The sequence below is a fragment of the Pseudoalteromonas sp. NZS37 genome (assembly GCF_015864265.1).
Lineage (GTDB): Bacteria > Pseudomonadota > Gammaproteobacteria > Enterobacterales > Alteromonadaceae > Pseudoalteromonas > Pseudoalteromonas arctica.
This window is the reverse complement of sequence record NZ_JADYXL010000010.1, coordinates 120,392-136,168: the sequence shown is the minus strand read 5'-3', so window position 1 is coordinate 136,168 and position 15,777 is coordinate 120,392. Positions and strand designations below refer to the sequence as shown.

Sequence of the window (15,777 nt, the reverse complement as noted above, 5' to 3'; positions counted from 1 at the left end):
TTTGAGTCGCTTTAGCGTCTCAAGGGATGCGAATAATACACCCTTTATTTTTCGAGTCAACACTTAGTTTTAAACTTTCTTTCGATAATTTAAAACCGAAGTTTTATTTAACTCTCTGAGTAGTTCGTGCCTCGCTATGCGTTGGCGTTTCCCGTCTCAGTGGGGTCGCATTATAGGGAGATCCGAAAACAGATCAACCTTTTTTTGAAGAAAACTTGAAATAATGTGCTGTTCGCACATATTTGCATCGAAATGGTTACTTTAAACACTAAAAAGGCCCTGATGGGCCTTTTTAATTAGTTTACTATGAGCTTCCACCCAAGTTTACCTTGCTGTTTAGACTCTTGTTGTAGCTCGCTGGCCATTAATGGATGATCTTTTAACCAGTTACTTTCAAACTTAAGGTCTAACACTTCATTTTTAGCAGTTAACTCAAACATAGGCAGTACATCATCTTGTCTGCGCATTGATAAGATGACTGCTATCCGTAGTAATCTCACTATATATTGCGCCAATAGACTATTTACGCCGAGTGAATTAAAACAGCCTTTTGGAAAATCAGAACGATGCGCATCTGCTACCGCTACTATTAATTTATGCTCTGACTGTGAAAAACCAGGCATATCGGTATTTTCCAAAATATAAGCGGTGTGTTTATGGTACTGCTTATATTCTATTAGTAATCCAATCTCATGAAGCTGCGCTACCGCTTTTAATAGTGGTAACCCATTTAAACTTTCAATTGGCCAATCTTTATCAATACTTACCGCTAACTGCATAGCTAAGCTTGAAACCCGACACGCTTGTTTTTGATCAACGTGATAACGACTCATAAACCCATCAACTGTGCGTTTACGAATGTCGTTATTATGAAACTCCGGAACCATGCTATATAAAACTCCTTCACGCAGTGCTCCACCCGCCAATCCCATTTTTTCTATTTCAAGAGATTCAAATAGTGCGATTAAGATTGCGAGCCCTGATACAAATACCAGTCGACGGTCTTCACTTAATCCAGGAAGGTCTAGCGCTGCAATAGTGCTAAATGCAATTGCTTGCTCTTTTATAGTGTTGAGCTTTTCAAGCGTAAGTAAATCGTCAAGATTTTGAGCGACCATAATTTCTTGAATTGCTTGCACTGTGCCAGAAGCACCAGATGCAATTTGCCATCCCGCTGTTTTATATTCTGGAGAAATTTCATCAATGACTGTACGAGCTGCTTTTATGGCTGCGTTAAAGTTACTCTTACTTAATTGGCAGTCTTTGAAATAGCGTTCAAGATAAGTAACACACCCCATATTGAGGCTTTTGTAATGTAAGGCATCAAATGCTTTACCAATTACAACTTCGGTACTTGCACCACCAATGTCAATAACAAGCTGTTTGCCAGTACAAGATGAAGTATGAGCAACACCTTTATAAATTGTACGCGCTTCTAATTCTCCGCTAATAACATTAATGTTATGGCCAAGAATCTTTTCTGCATGATTTTTGAATACTTCGGCGTTAGTTGCCAACCGTAAGGTGGCTGTTGCTACTATGGTGATGTTTTTATCTGGGATATCTTGTAGACGCTCAGCAAAAAGGGCAAGGCATTCCCAGCCTCGCTGCATTGCTTCAGTGCTCAATACGTTATCTTTATCAAGCCCTGCGGCTAATCGGACTTTGCGTTTAACACGTCCAATTGTTTGTAGACCGCCAGCAATTGATTTGGCTATAAGCATATGAAAGCTATTTGAGCCCAAATCAATAACTGCGTACACATTTTTTTGCGGTTTAAGTTGCCCCACCGTTCAAAAACCTCTAGTTACTACTACTTATACAAACGGTCGTTTACGACCGTCCTTTTTGGTAACTATTATTTGGGCGACGTCCGCTGTTATTACTACGGTTACGTGGACCTGTTGAATAGTTGCGCTTTCTTTGAATAATAGGCTGAGTTAAATCATCTAGCAATGCTGTTTTATCATAATGTGATAAAGGAATGCTGTGCTCTATATATTCTTCAATTTCATGCAGGTTATATGCATATTGCTCACATGCAAAACTAATTGCGTGGCCTGATGCACCAGCGCGGCCAGTACGACCAATACGGTGAACATAATCTTCACAATCGTCAGGTAAATCAAAGTTAAATACATGACTTACTTCTGGAATATGAAGACCACGCGCTGCAACATCAGTCGCAACTAAAAAGTCTAAGTCGCCTTTGCTAAACTGCGCTAATATAGTTTGGCGTTTTTTCTGGTTAACATCACCAGTAAGCATACCTACACGATGACCGTCTGACTTAAGCCAAGCATATACTGTTTCACAACTGTGCTTGGTATTTGCAAACACGATTGCTTTCTCTGGCCATTCTTCTTCAATTAAGGTTAACAACAGCTTAATTTTATCTTCTTGCGAAGGATGAAATAGCTCTTCTTGAATACGTTTACCCGTTTTAACGTCAGGTTCAATTTGAACATGTTCTGGGTTTGTCATGTGCTCAAAAGCTAATTCTTGTACGCGATACGATAATGTGGCAGAAAATAATAAGTTTAAACGCTTTGATGTATCTGGCATACGATCGAACATATAGCGAATATCTTTGATAAAACCTAAATCGAACATACGATCAGCTTCGTCAAGCACGACTACCTCAATTTCATTAAGGGTGTAACAGCCTTGCTTATACAGATCAATTAGACGACCTGTAGTACCAATTAAAATATCAACGCCTTTTTCTAGTTGTGCACGTTGTTTTTCGTAATCTTCGCCACCATATACTAAACCTAAGTTAAGATTACAGTGCGGCGCTAAAATTTTAGCATCTTTGTGTATCTGAATCGCAAGCTCCCGAGTAGGGGCCATGATCAGGGCTCTTGGATGTTTACTAGGTGCTTTGCTAGATTGTAATAACCGATGGCACGTGGCAGTTAAAAACGCCAACGTTTTGCCTGTACCTGTTTGAGCTTGGCCCGCGATATCGCGTCCATCACAAATAAAAGGTAGGCATTTTGCTTGAATAGGTGTGCAATATTCAAACCCATTCTCGGTTAAACCGGCAACCACTTCCGGTGCGATAGCAAAGTCTGAAAACTTTTTATCGGTTAAATGTGTCTTAGTCATAGCGTTTAAGCATAACGTTTAAACTTGCAATAAGAAACAAGAGTGTTTAAATACGCACTAAATATTTCGCCTAACTAAATCGGAGAGCGCAATGAGCGAGAAAATAATCCAAATTACTGACGATAGCTTTGAAGCTGACGTATTACAATCTGACAAACCAGTACTAGTAGATTTCTGGGCTGAATGGTGTGGACCTTGTAAAATGATCGCCCCTATTCTTCACGAAGTTGCTGATGAATACGACAGCCGTGTGACTGTTGCTAAATTAAACATTGACCAAAATGCTGGCACACCGCCAAAATTTGGTATTCGTGGTATCCCTACTTTACTTCTTTTTAAAGATGGTCAAGTAGCTGCAACGAAAGTAGGTGCTCTTTCAAAAACTCAACTTATTGAGTTTTTAGAAAACAACATCTAACTGTAAGCTAGAACAATAAAAAGGGCTTTTTGCCCTTTTTTAAATTTATTTTGTATAAAGACTGGACGCTTTGCCAGTGAACTGCTAGTTTATAAAGCCAACTAATCCTTAGTTATATTCAACAAACCTCACTCAACGATCAAAGCGATTTTGAGTATGACAACTGTAATAAAGAACCCACCAATATGCATTTACGCGAATTAAAAGACAAGTCCATTAAAGAGCTTGTAGACTTAGCTGAGTCCATGGGGCTCGAAAACGTAGCCCGCTTAAGAAAGCAAGATATCATTTTTGCCATTCTTAAATCCCATGCCAAAGGCGGAGAGAATATCTTCGGCGGCGGTGTATTAGAGATTTTACAAGATGGTTTCGGCTTCTTAAGATCATCAGAAGCCTCTTACTTAGCTGGCCCAGATGACATTTATGTTTCACCTAGCCAAATTCGCCGTTTCAGCATGCGTACTGGCGATTCAATTTCAGGTCTTATTCGTCCACCTAAAGACGGTGAACGTTACTTTGCTTTACTTAAAGTAAATGAAGTTAACTTTGATAAACCTGAAAACTCTCGAACTAAAATTCTTTTTGAAAACCTTACTCCATTACATGCAAACGAACGTTTTCGCATGGAACGTGGTAACGGCAGTAAAGAAGATATTACAGCCCGTGTACTTGATTTAGCATCTCCTATTGGCCGCGGCCAACGTGGTTTGTTAGTAGCTCCGCCAAAAGCGGGTAAAACAATGCTACTTCAAAATATTGCACAATCAATTACGCACAATCATCCTGATGTAACATTAATGGTTTTACTTATTGATGAACGTCCGGAAGAAGTAACAGAGATGCAACGCCTAGTTAAAGGTGAAGTTATTGCATCAACGTTTGATGAACCAGCTTCTCGTCACGTACAAGTTGCCGAAATGGTTATCGAAAAAGCAAAACGCCTAGTTGAACATAAAAAAGATGTTGTTATCTTATTGGATTCAATCACTCGTTTAGCACGTGCTTATAACACCGTTATTCCTTCATCAGGTAAAGTACTTACTGGTGGTGTTGACGCTAACGCATTACATAAACCTAAGCGCTTCTTTGGTGCTGCACGTAACGTTGAGGAAGGTGGTAGCTTAACAATCATAGCTACAGCTCTTATCGATACTGGCTCTAAAATGGATGAAGTTATCTACGAAGAGTTTAAAGGTACTGGTAACATGGAACTTCACCTTAACCGTAAAATTGCGGAAAGACGTGTATTCCCAGCTATCGACTTTAACCGCTCAGGTACTCGTCGTGAAGAATTACTAACAAAACCAGATGAACTTCAAAAGCTTTGGATTTTACGTAAAATTGTTCATGACATGTCAGAAATTGATGCAATGGAATTCTTAATCGATAAACTATCGATGAGCAAAACCAATGATGAATTTTTTGATTCGATGAGACGCCAATAAAAGCGTTTTAATTGAATAAAAAAGCGCCTTAGGCGCTTTTTTTGTGTCTGGATTAAATACAGTTTAACTTTCATTATACTTTTTAAGTACACCCTGCAGCGTATCAACGAGCGCTTTAAAATCATTTGCACTGCTTTTTTGGCTTCTGCGTAGAAGTGCTCTGTCTAAATTTTTAGCCGATTGCGCAATTTCATCCAAACCAAACATTTGTGCAGCCCCTAAAATGCGATGGCTATCTTTTTGTAGCGCATCTAAATCTTCGCTTATAAAATGCTGCGTAATCGTTTCACTCTCCAAAGCAAAGCTCTGCTTGAAACTAATCACAAGATCGCTCATATCAACTTCATTTTGCTTTGTAATTGGCTGATCTTCTGCATTATGTAGGTGACTAGAAAGCGCTTTATAAAATGACTCTTTGTCTATCGGTTTACCTAAGTAACCAGTAAACCCTAACTCTAAATAACCATCCACTTCATGACTCATAGCATTTGCAGTTAAAGCAAAAATAGGTCGCTCAAAACCACATTGTTTTAATAGCTGAAAAGCAGAACGCCCATCCATTACTGGCATTTGAATATCGAGCAATACCAAATCTGGATATTCTTTTAAGCACTGCTCTACCGCTTGCTCACCATTTTCAACAGCAATAACCTCGAGTCCCATTGAGCGTAAATAACGACTTATTAACCTACGATTATCAGGATGATCTTCCGCAAGTACGACACGACCTGCCAATTGCTTATTTGCCTTAGGAGCACTTTGAGTTTCAATCATGCTTTGAGATTTATTTACTTCTGCGCACGGTAAAAAGAACGAAAACTGACTGCCCTTTTTGTATTCGCTTTGTACGCTGATATAACCACCCATCATCGCAGCTAATTGTTGCGATAAGCTAAGGCCTAACCCTGTACCACCAAAGCGACGGCTAATGCTGTTATCAGCTTGGCTAAAGCATTCAAAAATAAGCTTTAACTGTTTAGAGCTCATACCAATACCGGTATCTTTTACAATAATAACTAGTCCTTGCTCACTCTTGTTTAATGCAATAATGATCTGCCCTGAATGAGTAAACTTAATAGCATTTGCACATAAGTTTATAAGAATCTGCTTTACGCGTATTAAATCCAGCTTAGTGTAAAACTCATTACCCACTTGATTATCTAAAATAAGATGTAGATTTTTTGCTTTTGCTTGGGTGATAAACATTGCGTGCACATCATTTACCAGCTCTACAATATCAAAGCACGAAATATTTAACTCTAATCTATTGGCTTCAATTTTACTTAAATCGAGTACATCATTTATTAAGCTTTTTAAATGGTCACTGTGACGCTGAATTACTCTTAATTCATCTTTAAGTGACTCAGGCTCATATAATTCATTAATTAAAGCATCTGTTTGCCCTAAAATAGCCGTTAGTGGAGTGCGAATTTCGTGACTAATATTAGCCAAAAACTGGCTTTTAACATCGTTGGCTTCTCTCAGCTCTTGTGCAATTGCCTGCAATTCTGCAGTACGTTGCGTAACTTGTTCTGTTAACTGCTGCTTAGCGCGTTTTTCTGCACCACGGCGATAAAGCGCAATACCAGTTACGACAACTAAAAGTAATAGTAAAAAAGAGAATAAAGTAAGCTGAGAACGCTGCGACATTTTTAGCTCTTGCACACGGCGATCTTGTTTAAGTTTTTCTATCTCTTGGTTTAATTGCGTTGCTTTAAATTGATGCTGAAGTACCGCGAGTGCATTTATAATTGCCGTACTTCTGAGCTTTCGCAACTCACTAATATATTTTTGTTGCAAAGCCATTGCGCTTGAATAATCGCCTTTACTGGCTTCAAGAAGTGCTTTGGCCCCCAAGCTCTCTCTAATTATTCGCTCACTACCATATTCATGAGCAAGTAAAATTGCTCTATCTAAATTTATTTGCGCCTCTTCTAAGTTGCCCTTAACAAACTGAATTTTAGCCAGCGCATGTAGCGCATTAAGCTCTAAATTATGGTTATCTATTTTAAGGGCGTAGTACTCACCTAATTTAGCTTGCTCGTACGCTTCATCCACTTTTTTTAATACTAAATTAGTATTTGCTAGGTTTGTATATTGTGTAGATAACTTATTGTAATCATTAGCTGAAATATAATAGCGTAGCGCTAGCTGGTAATAATGCAGTGCTAAGTCAAATTGATTACTCTCCATATGGGCAACACCCATATTGTTATATACCTGCGCAATACCGCTTTTATCATCTAATCGTTGATAAACCTTAAGTACATCTTGATAAAGACCAAACGCACTATCGTAGCGTGATAAGCGTATATAAACGCCTGCTATATTAAGTAGTATATCGGTTTTATCTTGCTCGCTGCCGTACGCCTCGTAGATAGCTTTTGCTTTTAAATAAAACTCTAGGGTATCGCCTAGCTTATTCATATTAAAATAGGCCAAACCAATATTATTTAATAAGTTTGCCTGCTCTAGTAATTGCTTATTCTTTTCTGCTAATGCTAGGGTACGGGTATATTCAATAATCGCTTTTTGAAATAAGCCTTGATAAAAAAGTACAACACCTTGCATTTTTATTGCACGAAAGTGCTCATCAGGGAAGAAAGTATCCGAAGTATGTTGTTCAAGTAATTTAAAGTAATGTAATGAGTCTTTAAAATTATCAACCGATAACGCAGTATTACCCAATGCCGAATAAACAGCGACACGCTCTTTTTTGGAGGCATTTTTATTAGCAAGTAGCATGTTTGCTAATTGTAATTTAGGCTCCCACTGCACTTCGTTTTTGAATTGCTCAAATAACGAATCATTATTTTGGGCATAGCTAGGAGCTATTAGTACACAGCATATAGTAAATAAGAGGCATTTTAACTTGCCCAGCATAATTTTAATCCTTCAAACCGTTACTTATATCAGTGTAATCTTTATTGAAGATACACCAACTACTAGGACCTAAACAATGCTTAACCCACTGATTGATGAGATTTTTGAGCTAATACTAACAAAGCAGGTTTGGCAAGTTCATACTTTAGCAGCAGAACTGACAAACCGCAGCGCTATGACCACTCTCGATAAAAGTCCTGAACGTGATTTATTTAAACGTAACTTTTTAATTATGAATGCACTGTACCAACTGCAGGCACAATTACGCCCTCAGAGTTTACTCATTTCAGCTCTGCATATCGAGCTTTTAGAAAAAGGAGATAATAGTTTAGTAACAACAAGCGAAAATTTGCGAGATTATTATTTAGATTGGCATAATTACGATACCAGTGAAGAGCAGATTGATGAGCTTTTAAATAGCTTTTGGCGTCAGTTTAAAACGATATCACCACAACAGACTTTAAATGAAAATGAATTTAAAGCATTGGCTTTAGAATGGAAGTTACCTGAAAATTTCACTCTTAAAAATGTTCAAAAGCGCTGGAGACAACTTGCATTACAAGTGCACCCAGATAAACCAAATGGCTGTGAAGTTGAGTTTAAAAAAATACAAACACAATACGAGCAGCTAAAGGTAGCTGCTCGTTAATCTATTAATTTAGAAGTTTAAATTAACGAGTAAGGCGACGTGCGCGTATTTTACGCCCTTTAATATTGCCTTCGGTTAATTTACGAAGCGCAGGTTTTAATGAGTTACGCTCAACAGCAACAAACGCTACGTTATCAAGTACGTTAATTTTACCCACCTGACGACCTGCAACCCCATCTTTACCCGTTAAAGCACCTAAAATATCACCTGCACGTACTTTTTGTTTTTTACCTGAATCAATCATCAAAGTAACCATTTCAGGGCGGTACGGTGGCTTGTCTAATAAATTAAATGGTGGCATTTGCTCTGGAGTAATATCACGTTCGTAATGTTCGCCTATTTGAGCAATTTTAAACGCTTCTGCTTCACCGTAAATAGAACATGCAATGCCCTTTTTACCAGCTCGTCCTGTACGACCAACACGATGCACATGTGTTTGCGTGTCATGTGCTAAATGGTAGTTAATCACCATATCCATATCGTCAATATCTAAACCACGTGCAGCAACATCGGTTGCAACAAGTATTGAAGCACTTTTATTTGAAAAGTGAATTAACGTACGTTCACGATCGCGCTGTTCTAAATCACCGTGTAGCGAAACAGCACTAAAGCCTTCATCAGCTAAATCGTCACACACTTGTTGTGTTTCTACTTTAGTATTACAAAACACAACACAGCTTTGTGGTGTAAATTTAAGTAATAATAATTTTAGCGTTGGGTAGCGCTGCTTATTATTATCCATTTTGTAGAAGTACTGCTTAATTGTGCTTTTGGCTTGCTCTTCTTCTACTTTAACCATTTCTGGATTTTTAAGTACACGCTTAGCAATTGCTTCAATAGCTCTTGGGAATGTTGCACTAAATAACAATGTTTGACGATTTTGTGGGATACGCTCAATAATTGCATCAAGTGTATCTTGAAAACCCATATCAAGCATTTGATCGGCTTCATCAAGTACCAATGTTTCAACATCATCTAAACGTAAAGTACCTTTACGAATATGGTCATCAACACGCCCAGGTGTGCCAACAATAATATGCGCGCCATGTTCAAGCGAGCCTATTTGTGGACCAATTGATACACCGCCACATAACGTTAATATTTTAATGTTATGGATACCGCGCGCTAATTTACGCATTTCAACCGCAACCTGCTCGGCAAGCTCACGAGTAGGACACAAGACTAAAGATTGAATACGAAAGCGTTTTACGTTTAATTTAGCTAACACACCCAAGCTAAACGCAGCAGTTTTACCTGAACCGGTTTTTGCCTGAGCAATGATGTCTTTACCAGCAAGTACAGGCGGTAAACTTTGCGCTTGTACAGGTGTCATATGCGCATAACCAAGTGTTGATAAATTATCAACGAGTCCAGCTGGTAAAGCCAAAGATGAAAAAGCAGTTGAAGTCACAGTAAGTTCCATAGCAATAAAAATAACGTGGGGGAAAGCCCCACTAAATATGCTGCTAATAATAGCAGAATTCGTAATTAGCAACCATTAACAAACACATAATAAAGCACGTTAACAAAAGATGTTGAAAATGATAGTAGTTTGCATTAAGATCGCGATTGTTTTTTACATATCACTGCTGGAAGCAAACAATGAAACTGAATTCTCTTTACATAGCACTATTAGCAAGCATTACAACAAACACATACGCAAACACTACTGACCTTGAGCGTATAGAAGTAAAAGGTAGCTACTTTAACGATTACAAAGTAGATAACGCTAATGGCGCAATGAGAACATCAGCTTCTTTACTTGAAACCGCACAATCTGTAACCGTAATAACCGACACTATTATTAGTGAGCAACTTGCCACTACCCTTGGCGAAGTACTAACAAATGACGCAAGCTTAACTGCAGGCTCACAACAACGAAATCGTGAGGTATTTAACTTACGTGGGTTTGAGCTAAGCTCATCAACAGGTTATTTACGTGATGGGCATCAGCATTGGTCGCACTACCAACAACCAATCGAAATTTTACAACAAGTTGAAGTAATTAAAGGCCCATCGAGCATTTTATATGGTCAATCAGGTCCGGGTGGCTTGGTGAACATGGTTACTAAAAAGCCTACAGCACAAACATTATTTAATGCCAGTGCCGATGTAGATCAGCATGGTTCAACTCGCTTTATGGTAGATGCTGCAGGCGCCTTGACTGAATCTGAAGATTTACGTGCTCGTGGTATTTTAGTTAAACAAGATGTTGATTACTGGCGTGAATACCAAAACGGTGAAAACCGCGAGCGTGACCGCTTTTTAGGTGCTTTAGTTGTAGATTACGATATTAGCGACAACGCATTAGTACGTGTGCATTACGACCGCACAGACGACGAAGCCGGTTTAGATACTGGCGCATGGATAGACGAAAACGCCAATGTAATTGGTGATGATAAAACAATCCGTGATATGTCTTGGGCATTTACCGACATAACCGTAGAAAACCTAGGTGTAGACCTAGAAGTATTTTTAACCGATAACTGGCAAGTAAAGCTTGGCTATAACGAACAAACGTTTGAGCGCCAACGCTTTGAATCAGCACCGAATATGCCAAGTGACTTTGTTGAAGGCGATAGTTATGAATCTCGCCCTTACGACCGTTTTGATGATTGGCAATTTAAAACTGCATTTATTGATTTTATTGGTGAATTTAAAACAGGTAGCTTACAGCACCAATTTTTAATTGGCGCAAACTCGCTTGATTATTACTACGGGCAACGTCGTACCTCTGCCGACTCTTTTGATTTTTCTGCAGGACAAGCAGAACCATCTCGTCCATCAGTAAGCTATAAAACAGATGATACAGTAAGCGAAACTGAATACGACTACTACGGAATTTACGTTCAAGACTTAATTTCGTTCTCGCCTGAGTGGCAACTATCATTGGGTGGTCGTTACGACAAACAAAATAGCACAGGAAATGATAACGAATCATTTGTACCAAAAGTAGGTGTGCTTTATCACCCAAATGCTTCTGCAACTATATACGCTAGTTACTCAGAAGGTTTTGAGCCTCAAGGTAGTGAAACACTGATTGATGAAACAGATGTAAATAACGGCATGAAATTAGATGCTGTTACATCTAAGCAAAGAGAGATTGGTATTAAATGGCAGTTATTTGATGACCGCCTAATGCTTACCAGTGCTATTTTTGATATTAGCAAAGAAGGTACTCTTGTTAGCGAACAACTTGAGACGCCTATTGGCTCATTCACAAGTGAAACAAACCAAGTGGGTGAACAACGCCACAAAGGTGTTGAAGTAAGCGCACAAGGTGCCGCTACTGACCGCTTATTTGTTATGGCATCAACTATGTATCTAGATGCTAACTTTGAACGCGATGAAATATTGGAAGGTAAACGCCCTACCGATGCACCAAAATGGTCGGCATCACTTTGGACGCGTTATGAATTAAACGACGCCATTGCACTTAATGCTGGTGCTTTTTACGAAGGTGAGCGCTTTGCCGATAGCGCCAATACAATTACTAAAGATGCCTATACGCGTGTTGATGTAGGTGCAACTTATAAGTTTAACTTAAGTAATACCGATATTAACTTACGCCTTAACATCGAAAACTTATTTGATAAAAGCTATTTAGGTGGTGGCGGCACAAATAATGTAACTGTTGGCGAGGGCACAAATCTTCGTTTAGCTGCGCAATTTAGCTTTTAAATAAATGCCTTAAATAACAGCTTTAAAATATAGCCCGCGTACATTTACGCGGGCTTTTTTATATCTAAATATTCACACCTAACAGCATTAAACCTATTACAAAGCCTATTCATCTCATCTATTTTTTATCATGTTTGTTACATGCTCTAATAGCGCTAATTATTAAAAAGGCCTACCAAAATGAAAAAATTAATTACCGCACTGCTGCTTACTAGCAGTATGGCTGCAAACGCTAACAGCGCCGAATTTACCCAAAAGCAATTACAACAAGTAGACAAAGTGCGCACCTCTGCACTAAATAGTGATTTAAGTTATAAATTACTAGAGTCATTAACAACTGAAGTAGGCCCACGCCTTCCTGGTACCGAAAACGATAAAAAAGCCGTGGCATGGGCTCAAGCCAAATTTAATGAACTGGGCTTTGATAAAGTATGGTTAGAAAAAGCCACATTTCCTGAATGGCGCCGTTATAGCGAAAGCGGAAAAATACTAACACCAAGCGAGCAACCACTGCACTTAACTGCATTAGGTAACAGTATAAGCACGCCAAAAGATGGGATTACAGCGCCGGTTGTATTATTCGAAACACTTGATGAATTAAAAGCCGCACCGGCAAACAGTTTAAAAGGTAAAATTGCATATATTAATTACCGTATGAACCGCGATATAGACGGGAATGGTTACGGACCTGCTGTAAAAGCACGCGGTACAGGCGCTATAGAAGCATCTAAAAAAGGCGCTGTTGCCTACATGATGCGCTCGGTTAGTACCGGTCATCATCGCTTTGCACACACTGGCGGTAGTTACTACAAAGAAGGTGTTACAAAAATACCTAACGTAACAATTGCTAACCCAGATGCAGATCAAATAGCACGCTTAGTTGCTTTAAATAAAGATGTGTCGGTAAATATTAATGTGCAAACCGAAAGCCTTGGTGAAGGCACTGGTTATAACGTTATTGGCCAATTTAATGGTACCGAAAACCCTGAGCAATATGTATTAATTGGGGGGCATTTAGATTCTTGGGACTTAGGGACTGGCGCATTAGATGACGGCGCAGGCGTTGCACTAACAATGGCAGCCGCTAAACATATTAGCGATGTAAAACGCCCTAAGCGCAGTATTCGTGTGGTACTTTTTGCAGCTGAAGAGCTAGGTCTTTGGGGTGCAAAAGCTTATTTTGCAGAGCATAAAAACGAGCTAAGCAATATTGTTGCAGCCGCTGAGTCTGATTTTGGCGCCGATGTTGTATATGCTTTTGAATCGAACGTAAGCGCAGAGTCACTTCCTGTAGTTCGCGCTATAGCAAAAGAACTTGCGCCGTTAAATATTGAGCACATTGGTAAAAACCAAGCGAATGGTGGCCCCGATCTAATTCCACTTAAAGCAGCAACGTCAGCGCCTATTTTTGAACTTGCTCAAGATGGAACAGATTACTTTGATTACCACCATACAGCTGACGATACGCTTGATAAAGTAACACCTGCTAAGCTTCGTCAAAATACCGCTGCATACGCTGTATTTGCTCTAATGGCTGCCGATGCAAAAACCACTATCAAGCCTAAAGCTCAAAATAAGTAATAACAGACATACTTACTTACAGTTTGTAGCTTTAACTAACACGCTTCTTGTTTTACCTTTAGGTAATTAAACAAGGAGCGTGCTTTATGTTACTTTTCAACACGAGTGAATCATTTCCACATTTTGCACAAATAACACGCTGCCCTCACTGCCAAAGCGACGCCTACCATTTAGTAAATAAAAGCCGCTATTTACGATTTAGCATTTTACCTATGCTTGCCTTAAAATTAAGCTATAAACGCGAGTGCTATCAATGCGGAAAAAGCGAACCTGTTAAAATACCGCAACTACCGTTAATAGAAAAACTAAGCCTACCTAAATACTTTATTGGCGTATTTTTATTGCTTTGGATTGTTTCGTTTTTTTATCAACAACACCTTGATACCGAGACTCAAAAGCAAAGCTATTTGAATACACCTAAAATATATGACACCTACTTAGTACACGCCGACAAATTTACACACGAACCCTGGACCCTAACCAATTTAAGAATTGCTCAAGTTTTAAGTTTTGATAAGCAGTTTATTACCTTTCAGATAAGCAACTACAGCTATAAACGTAATAATAGTATTACCTTGGCAATGCGTACCAGCCAACTAATTCAAGACAATTACTTCTCCACTAAAACAATCACCCTCCCTCGTGATGAAGTAAAGCGTTTGTATAAAGACGAAGCTATTTATGACGTGCTGCGACCTTATGCCAACAGCCTTTATGGCGGGTTTGTGATGTTTCCTCCCAAACCTAAGCCACTATATAAAGGTTTAAAACTCGATAAAAACAATCAACAAGGCATTATTTATTTTAAAGATAAGTTGTTTTTTGAAGCATTTAATAGCTTTAAGCTAGCTGCTGAAGCGGGTTCTCAATGGGGGCAATTAAATTTAGCGCAAATGTATCGTGATGGTCAGGGAATAGCTCAAAATTATCAACAGGCTATTTATTGGTATAAAAAGGCCATTGAGCAAAAAAATACTAAAGCACAATTTGAATTAGAATCGCTTTGTAAAATAGCTAACTGTGAATGAGTGAATTTAAATATAGCTGGCGCAACAAGTACGCCAGCTATAAACTATTTTTTAAATAACTTTGTATAACTTACATGTATAAGCACAACAACTAAGCCGGCAATAACACCTAGCAAACCATCAAACAAGAGAGGCGCTAATACTTCTCCTGTGCCGCCAGCAACAGACTGAGCATAGCTTGTTACATCCACTTGAGTATGATGCAGTAACTCAACACCATGCACTAAAATCCCGCCGCCTACTAAAAACATTGCAATGGTGCCCGCAAATGCTAAAAACTGCATCAACCTAGGCGCTGCTGCGAGTAAGCCTTTACCAAGTAACTCTTTAAATTTATTAGCTGACACTTTAGATTGGTTGAGTAAATAAAGCCCGGCATCATCCAGCTTTACAATACCGGCCACTAAGCCATAAACGCCAATCGTCATTATAATTGCGATAACACAAAGCACTAAAGCTTGGTTAAGTAATGTAGCGCCTGCCACAGTGCCTAAAGTAATAACAATAATTTCGGCAGAAAGAATAAAGTCGGTTCTTATTGCCCCTTTTATTTTTTGTTTTTCATACTCAACTAAATCTAATTTTTCATCTTCATCTACCACTTCATTGTGATGAGGCAAAAACTTAGCAAATACTTTTTCAGCTCCCTCAAAACACAAAAACAAACCACCCATCATTAAAAGCGGTGTTATTAACCAAGGCAGCCATACGCTTATTAATAAAGCAGCGGGTACGAGTATCGCTTTATTTAAAAATGAGCCCTTTGCCACAGCCCAAACAACCGGTAATTCACGCTCTGCTGCAACACCTGTAACCTGCTGTGCATTGAGCGCTAAGTCATCGCCTAATACACCCGCTGTTTTTTTTGTTGCTACCTTACTCATTGTCGCAATGTCATCAAGTAAAGTGGTTATATCGTCTAATAACGTTAAAAGGTTAGTGCCTGCCATAAAGCTTCCGAGCTCAAAAAATATTGCTATA

General features: G+C 38.9%; 11 protein-coding genes. 6 read left to right on the top strand and 5 right to left on the bottom strand.

All coding sequences use genetic code 11. The features are described 5' to 3' along the window. Positions 1-296 precede the first annotated feature (296 nt). Both gppA and rhlB read right to left on the bottom strand, forming a co-directional pair. Positions 297-1,790, bottom strand: a complete 1,494-nt coding sequence (gene gppA / locus I6F47_RS17115) for a guanosine-5'-triphosphate,3'-diphosphate diphosphatase (RefSeq protein WP_166377832.1) — start codon at positions 1,788-1,790, stop codon at positions 297-299. 43 nt (positions 1,791-1,833) lie between these two features. Next, positions 1,834-3,111, bottom strand: coding sequence for an ATP-dependent RNA helicase RhlB (gene rhlB, locus I6F47_RS17110; RefSeq protein WP_002960940.1), 1,278 nt, complete (start codon positions 3,109-3,111; stop codon positions 1,834-1,836). A gap of 91 nt (positions 3,112-3,202) precedes the next feature. On the opposite strand from rhlB, the gene trxA reads away from it, so the two are divergent. Then, positions 3,203-3,529 carry a thioredoxin TrxA gene (trxA, locus tag I6F47_RS17105; protein ID WP_002960942.1) on the top strand — a complete coding sequence of 109 codons (327 nt, stop codon included), beginning with the start codon at positions 3,203-3,205 and terminating at the stop codon, positions 3,527-3,529. 185 nt (positions 3,530-3,714) lie between these two features. Further along, complete coding sequence (gene rho, locus I6F47_RS17100; RefSeq protein WP_002960945.1) at positions 3,715-4,974, top strand: transcription termination factor Rho; 1,260 nt, start codon at positions 3,715-3,717, stop codon at positions 4,972-4,974. Positions 4,975-5,037: 63 nt separating this feature from the next. On the opposite strand, the gene I6F47_RS17095 is transcribed toward rho, so the two are convergent. Next, positions 5,038-7,857, bottom strand: a complete 2,820-nt coding sequence (locus I6F47_RS17095; RefSeq protein WP_007580583.1) for an ATP-binding protein — start codon at positions 7,855-7,857, stop codon at positions 5,038-5,040. Positions 7,858-7,933: 76 nt separating this feature from the next. Here I6F47_RS17095 and I6F47_RS17090 point away from each other — a divergent pair, with 76 nt between their 5' ends. Then, complete coding sequence (locus tag I6F47_RS17090; RefSeq protein ID WP_121954361.1) at positions 7,934-8,506, top strand: DNA-J related domain-containing protein; 573 nt, start codon at positions 7,934-7,936, stop codon at positions 8,504-8,506. A gap of 22 nt (positions 8,507-8,528) precedes the next feature. Here I6F47_RS17090 and dbpA read toward each other — a convergent pair whose 3' ends face one another. Further along, positions 8,529-9,917, bottom strand: a complete 1,389-nt coding sequence (dbpA, locus tag I6F47_RS17085; RefSeq protein ID WP_007580581.1) for an ATP-dependent RNA helicase DbpA — start codon at positions 9,915-9,917, stop codon at positions 8,529-8,531. 191 nt (positions 9,918-10,108) lie between these two features. Here dbpA and I6F47_RS17080 point away from each other — a divergent pair, with 191 nt between their 5' ends. From I6F47_RS17080 to I6F47_RS17070, 3 genes are all read left to right on the top strand, one after another. After that, positions 10,109-12,187, top strand: coding sequence for a TonB-dependent siderophore receptor (locus I6F47_RS17080; protein WP_165736047.1), 2,079 nt, complete (start codon positions 10,109-10,111; stop codon positions 12,185-12,187). A gap of 180 nt (positions 12,188-12,367) precedes the next feature. Beyond that, a complete protein-coding gene (locus I6F47_RS17075) occupies positions 12,368-13,768 on the top strand; it encodes a M20/M25/M40 family metallo-hydrolase (RefSeq protein ID WP_169061233.1) in 1,401 nt (466 codons plus the stop codon). Positions 13,769-13,854: 86 nt separating this feature from the next. Further along, positions 13,855-14,796 carry a tetratricopeptide repeat protein gene (locus I6F47_RS17070; RefSeq protein WP_024589662.1) on the top strand — a complete coding sequence of 314 codons (942 nt, stop codon included), beginning with the start codon at positions 13,855-13,857 and terminating at the stop codon, positions 14,794-14,796. Between the two features lie 44 nt (positions 14,797-14,840). Here I6F47_RS17070 and I6F47_RS17065 read toward each other — a convergent pair whose 3' ends face one another. Further along, complete coding sequence (locus I6F47_RS17065; protein ID WP_024592606.1) at positions 14,841-15,746, bottom strand: DUF808 domain-containing protein; 906 nt, start codon at positions 15,744-15,746, stop codon at positions 14,841-14,843. Positions 15,747-15,777 lie beyond the last annotated feature (31 nt).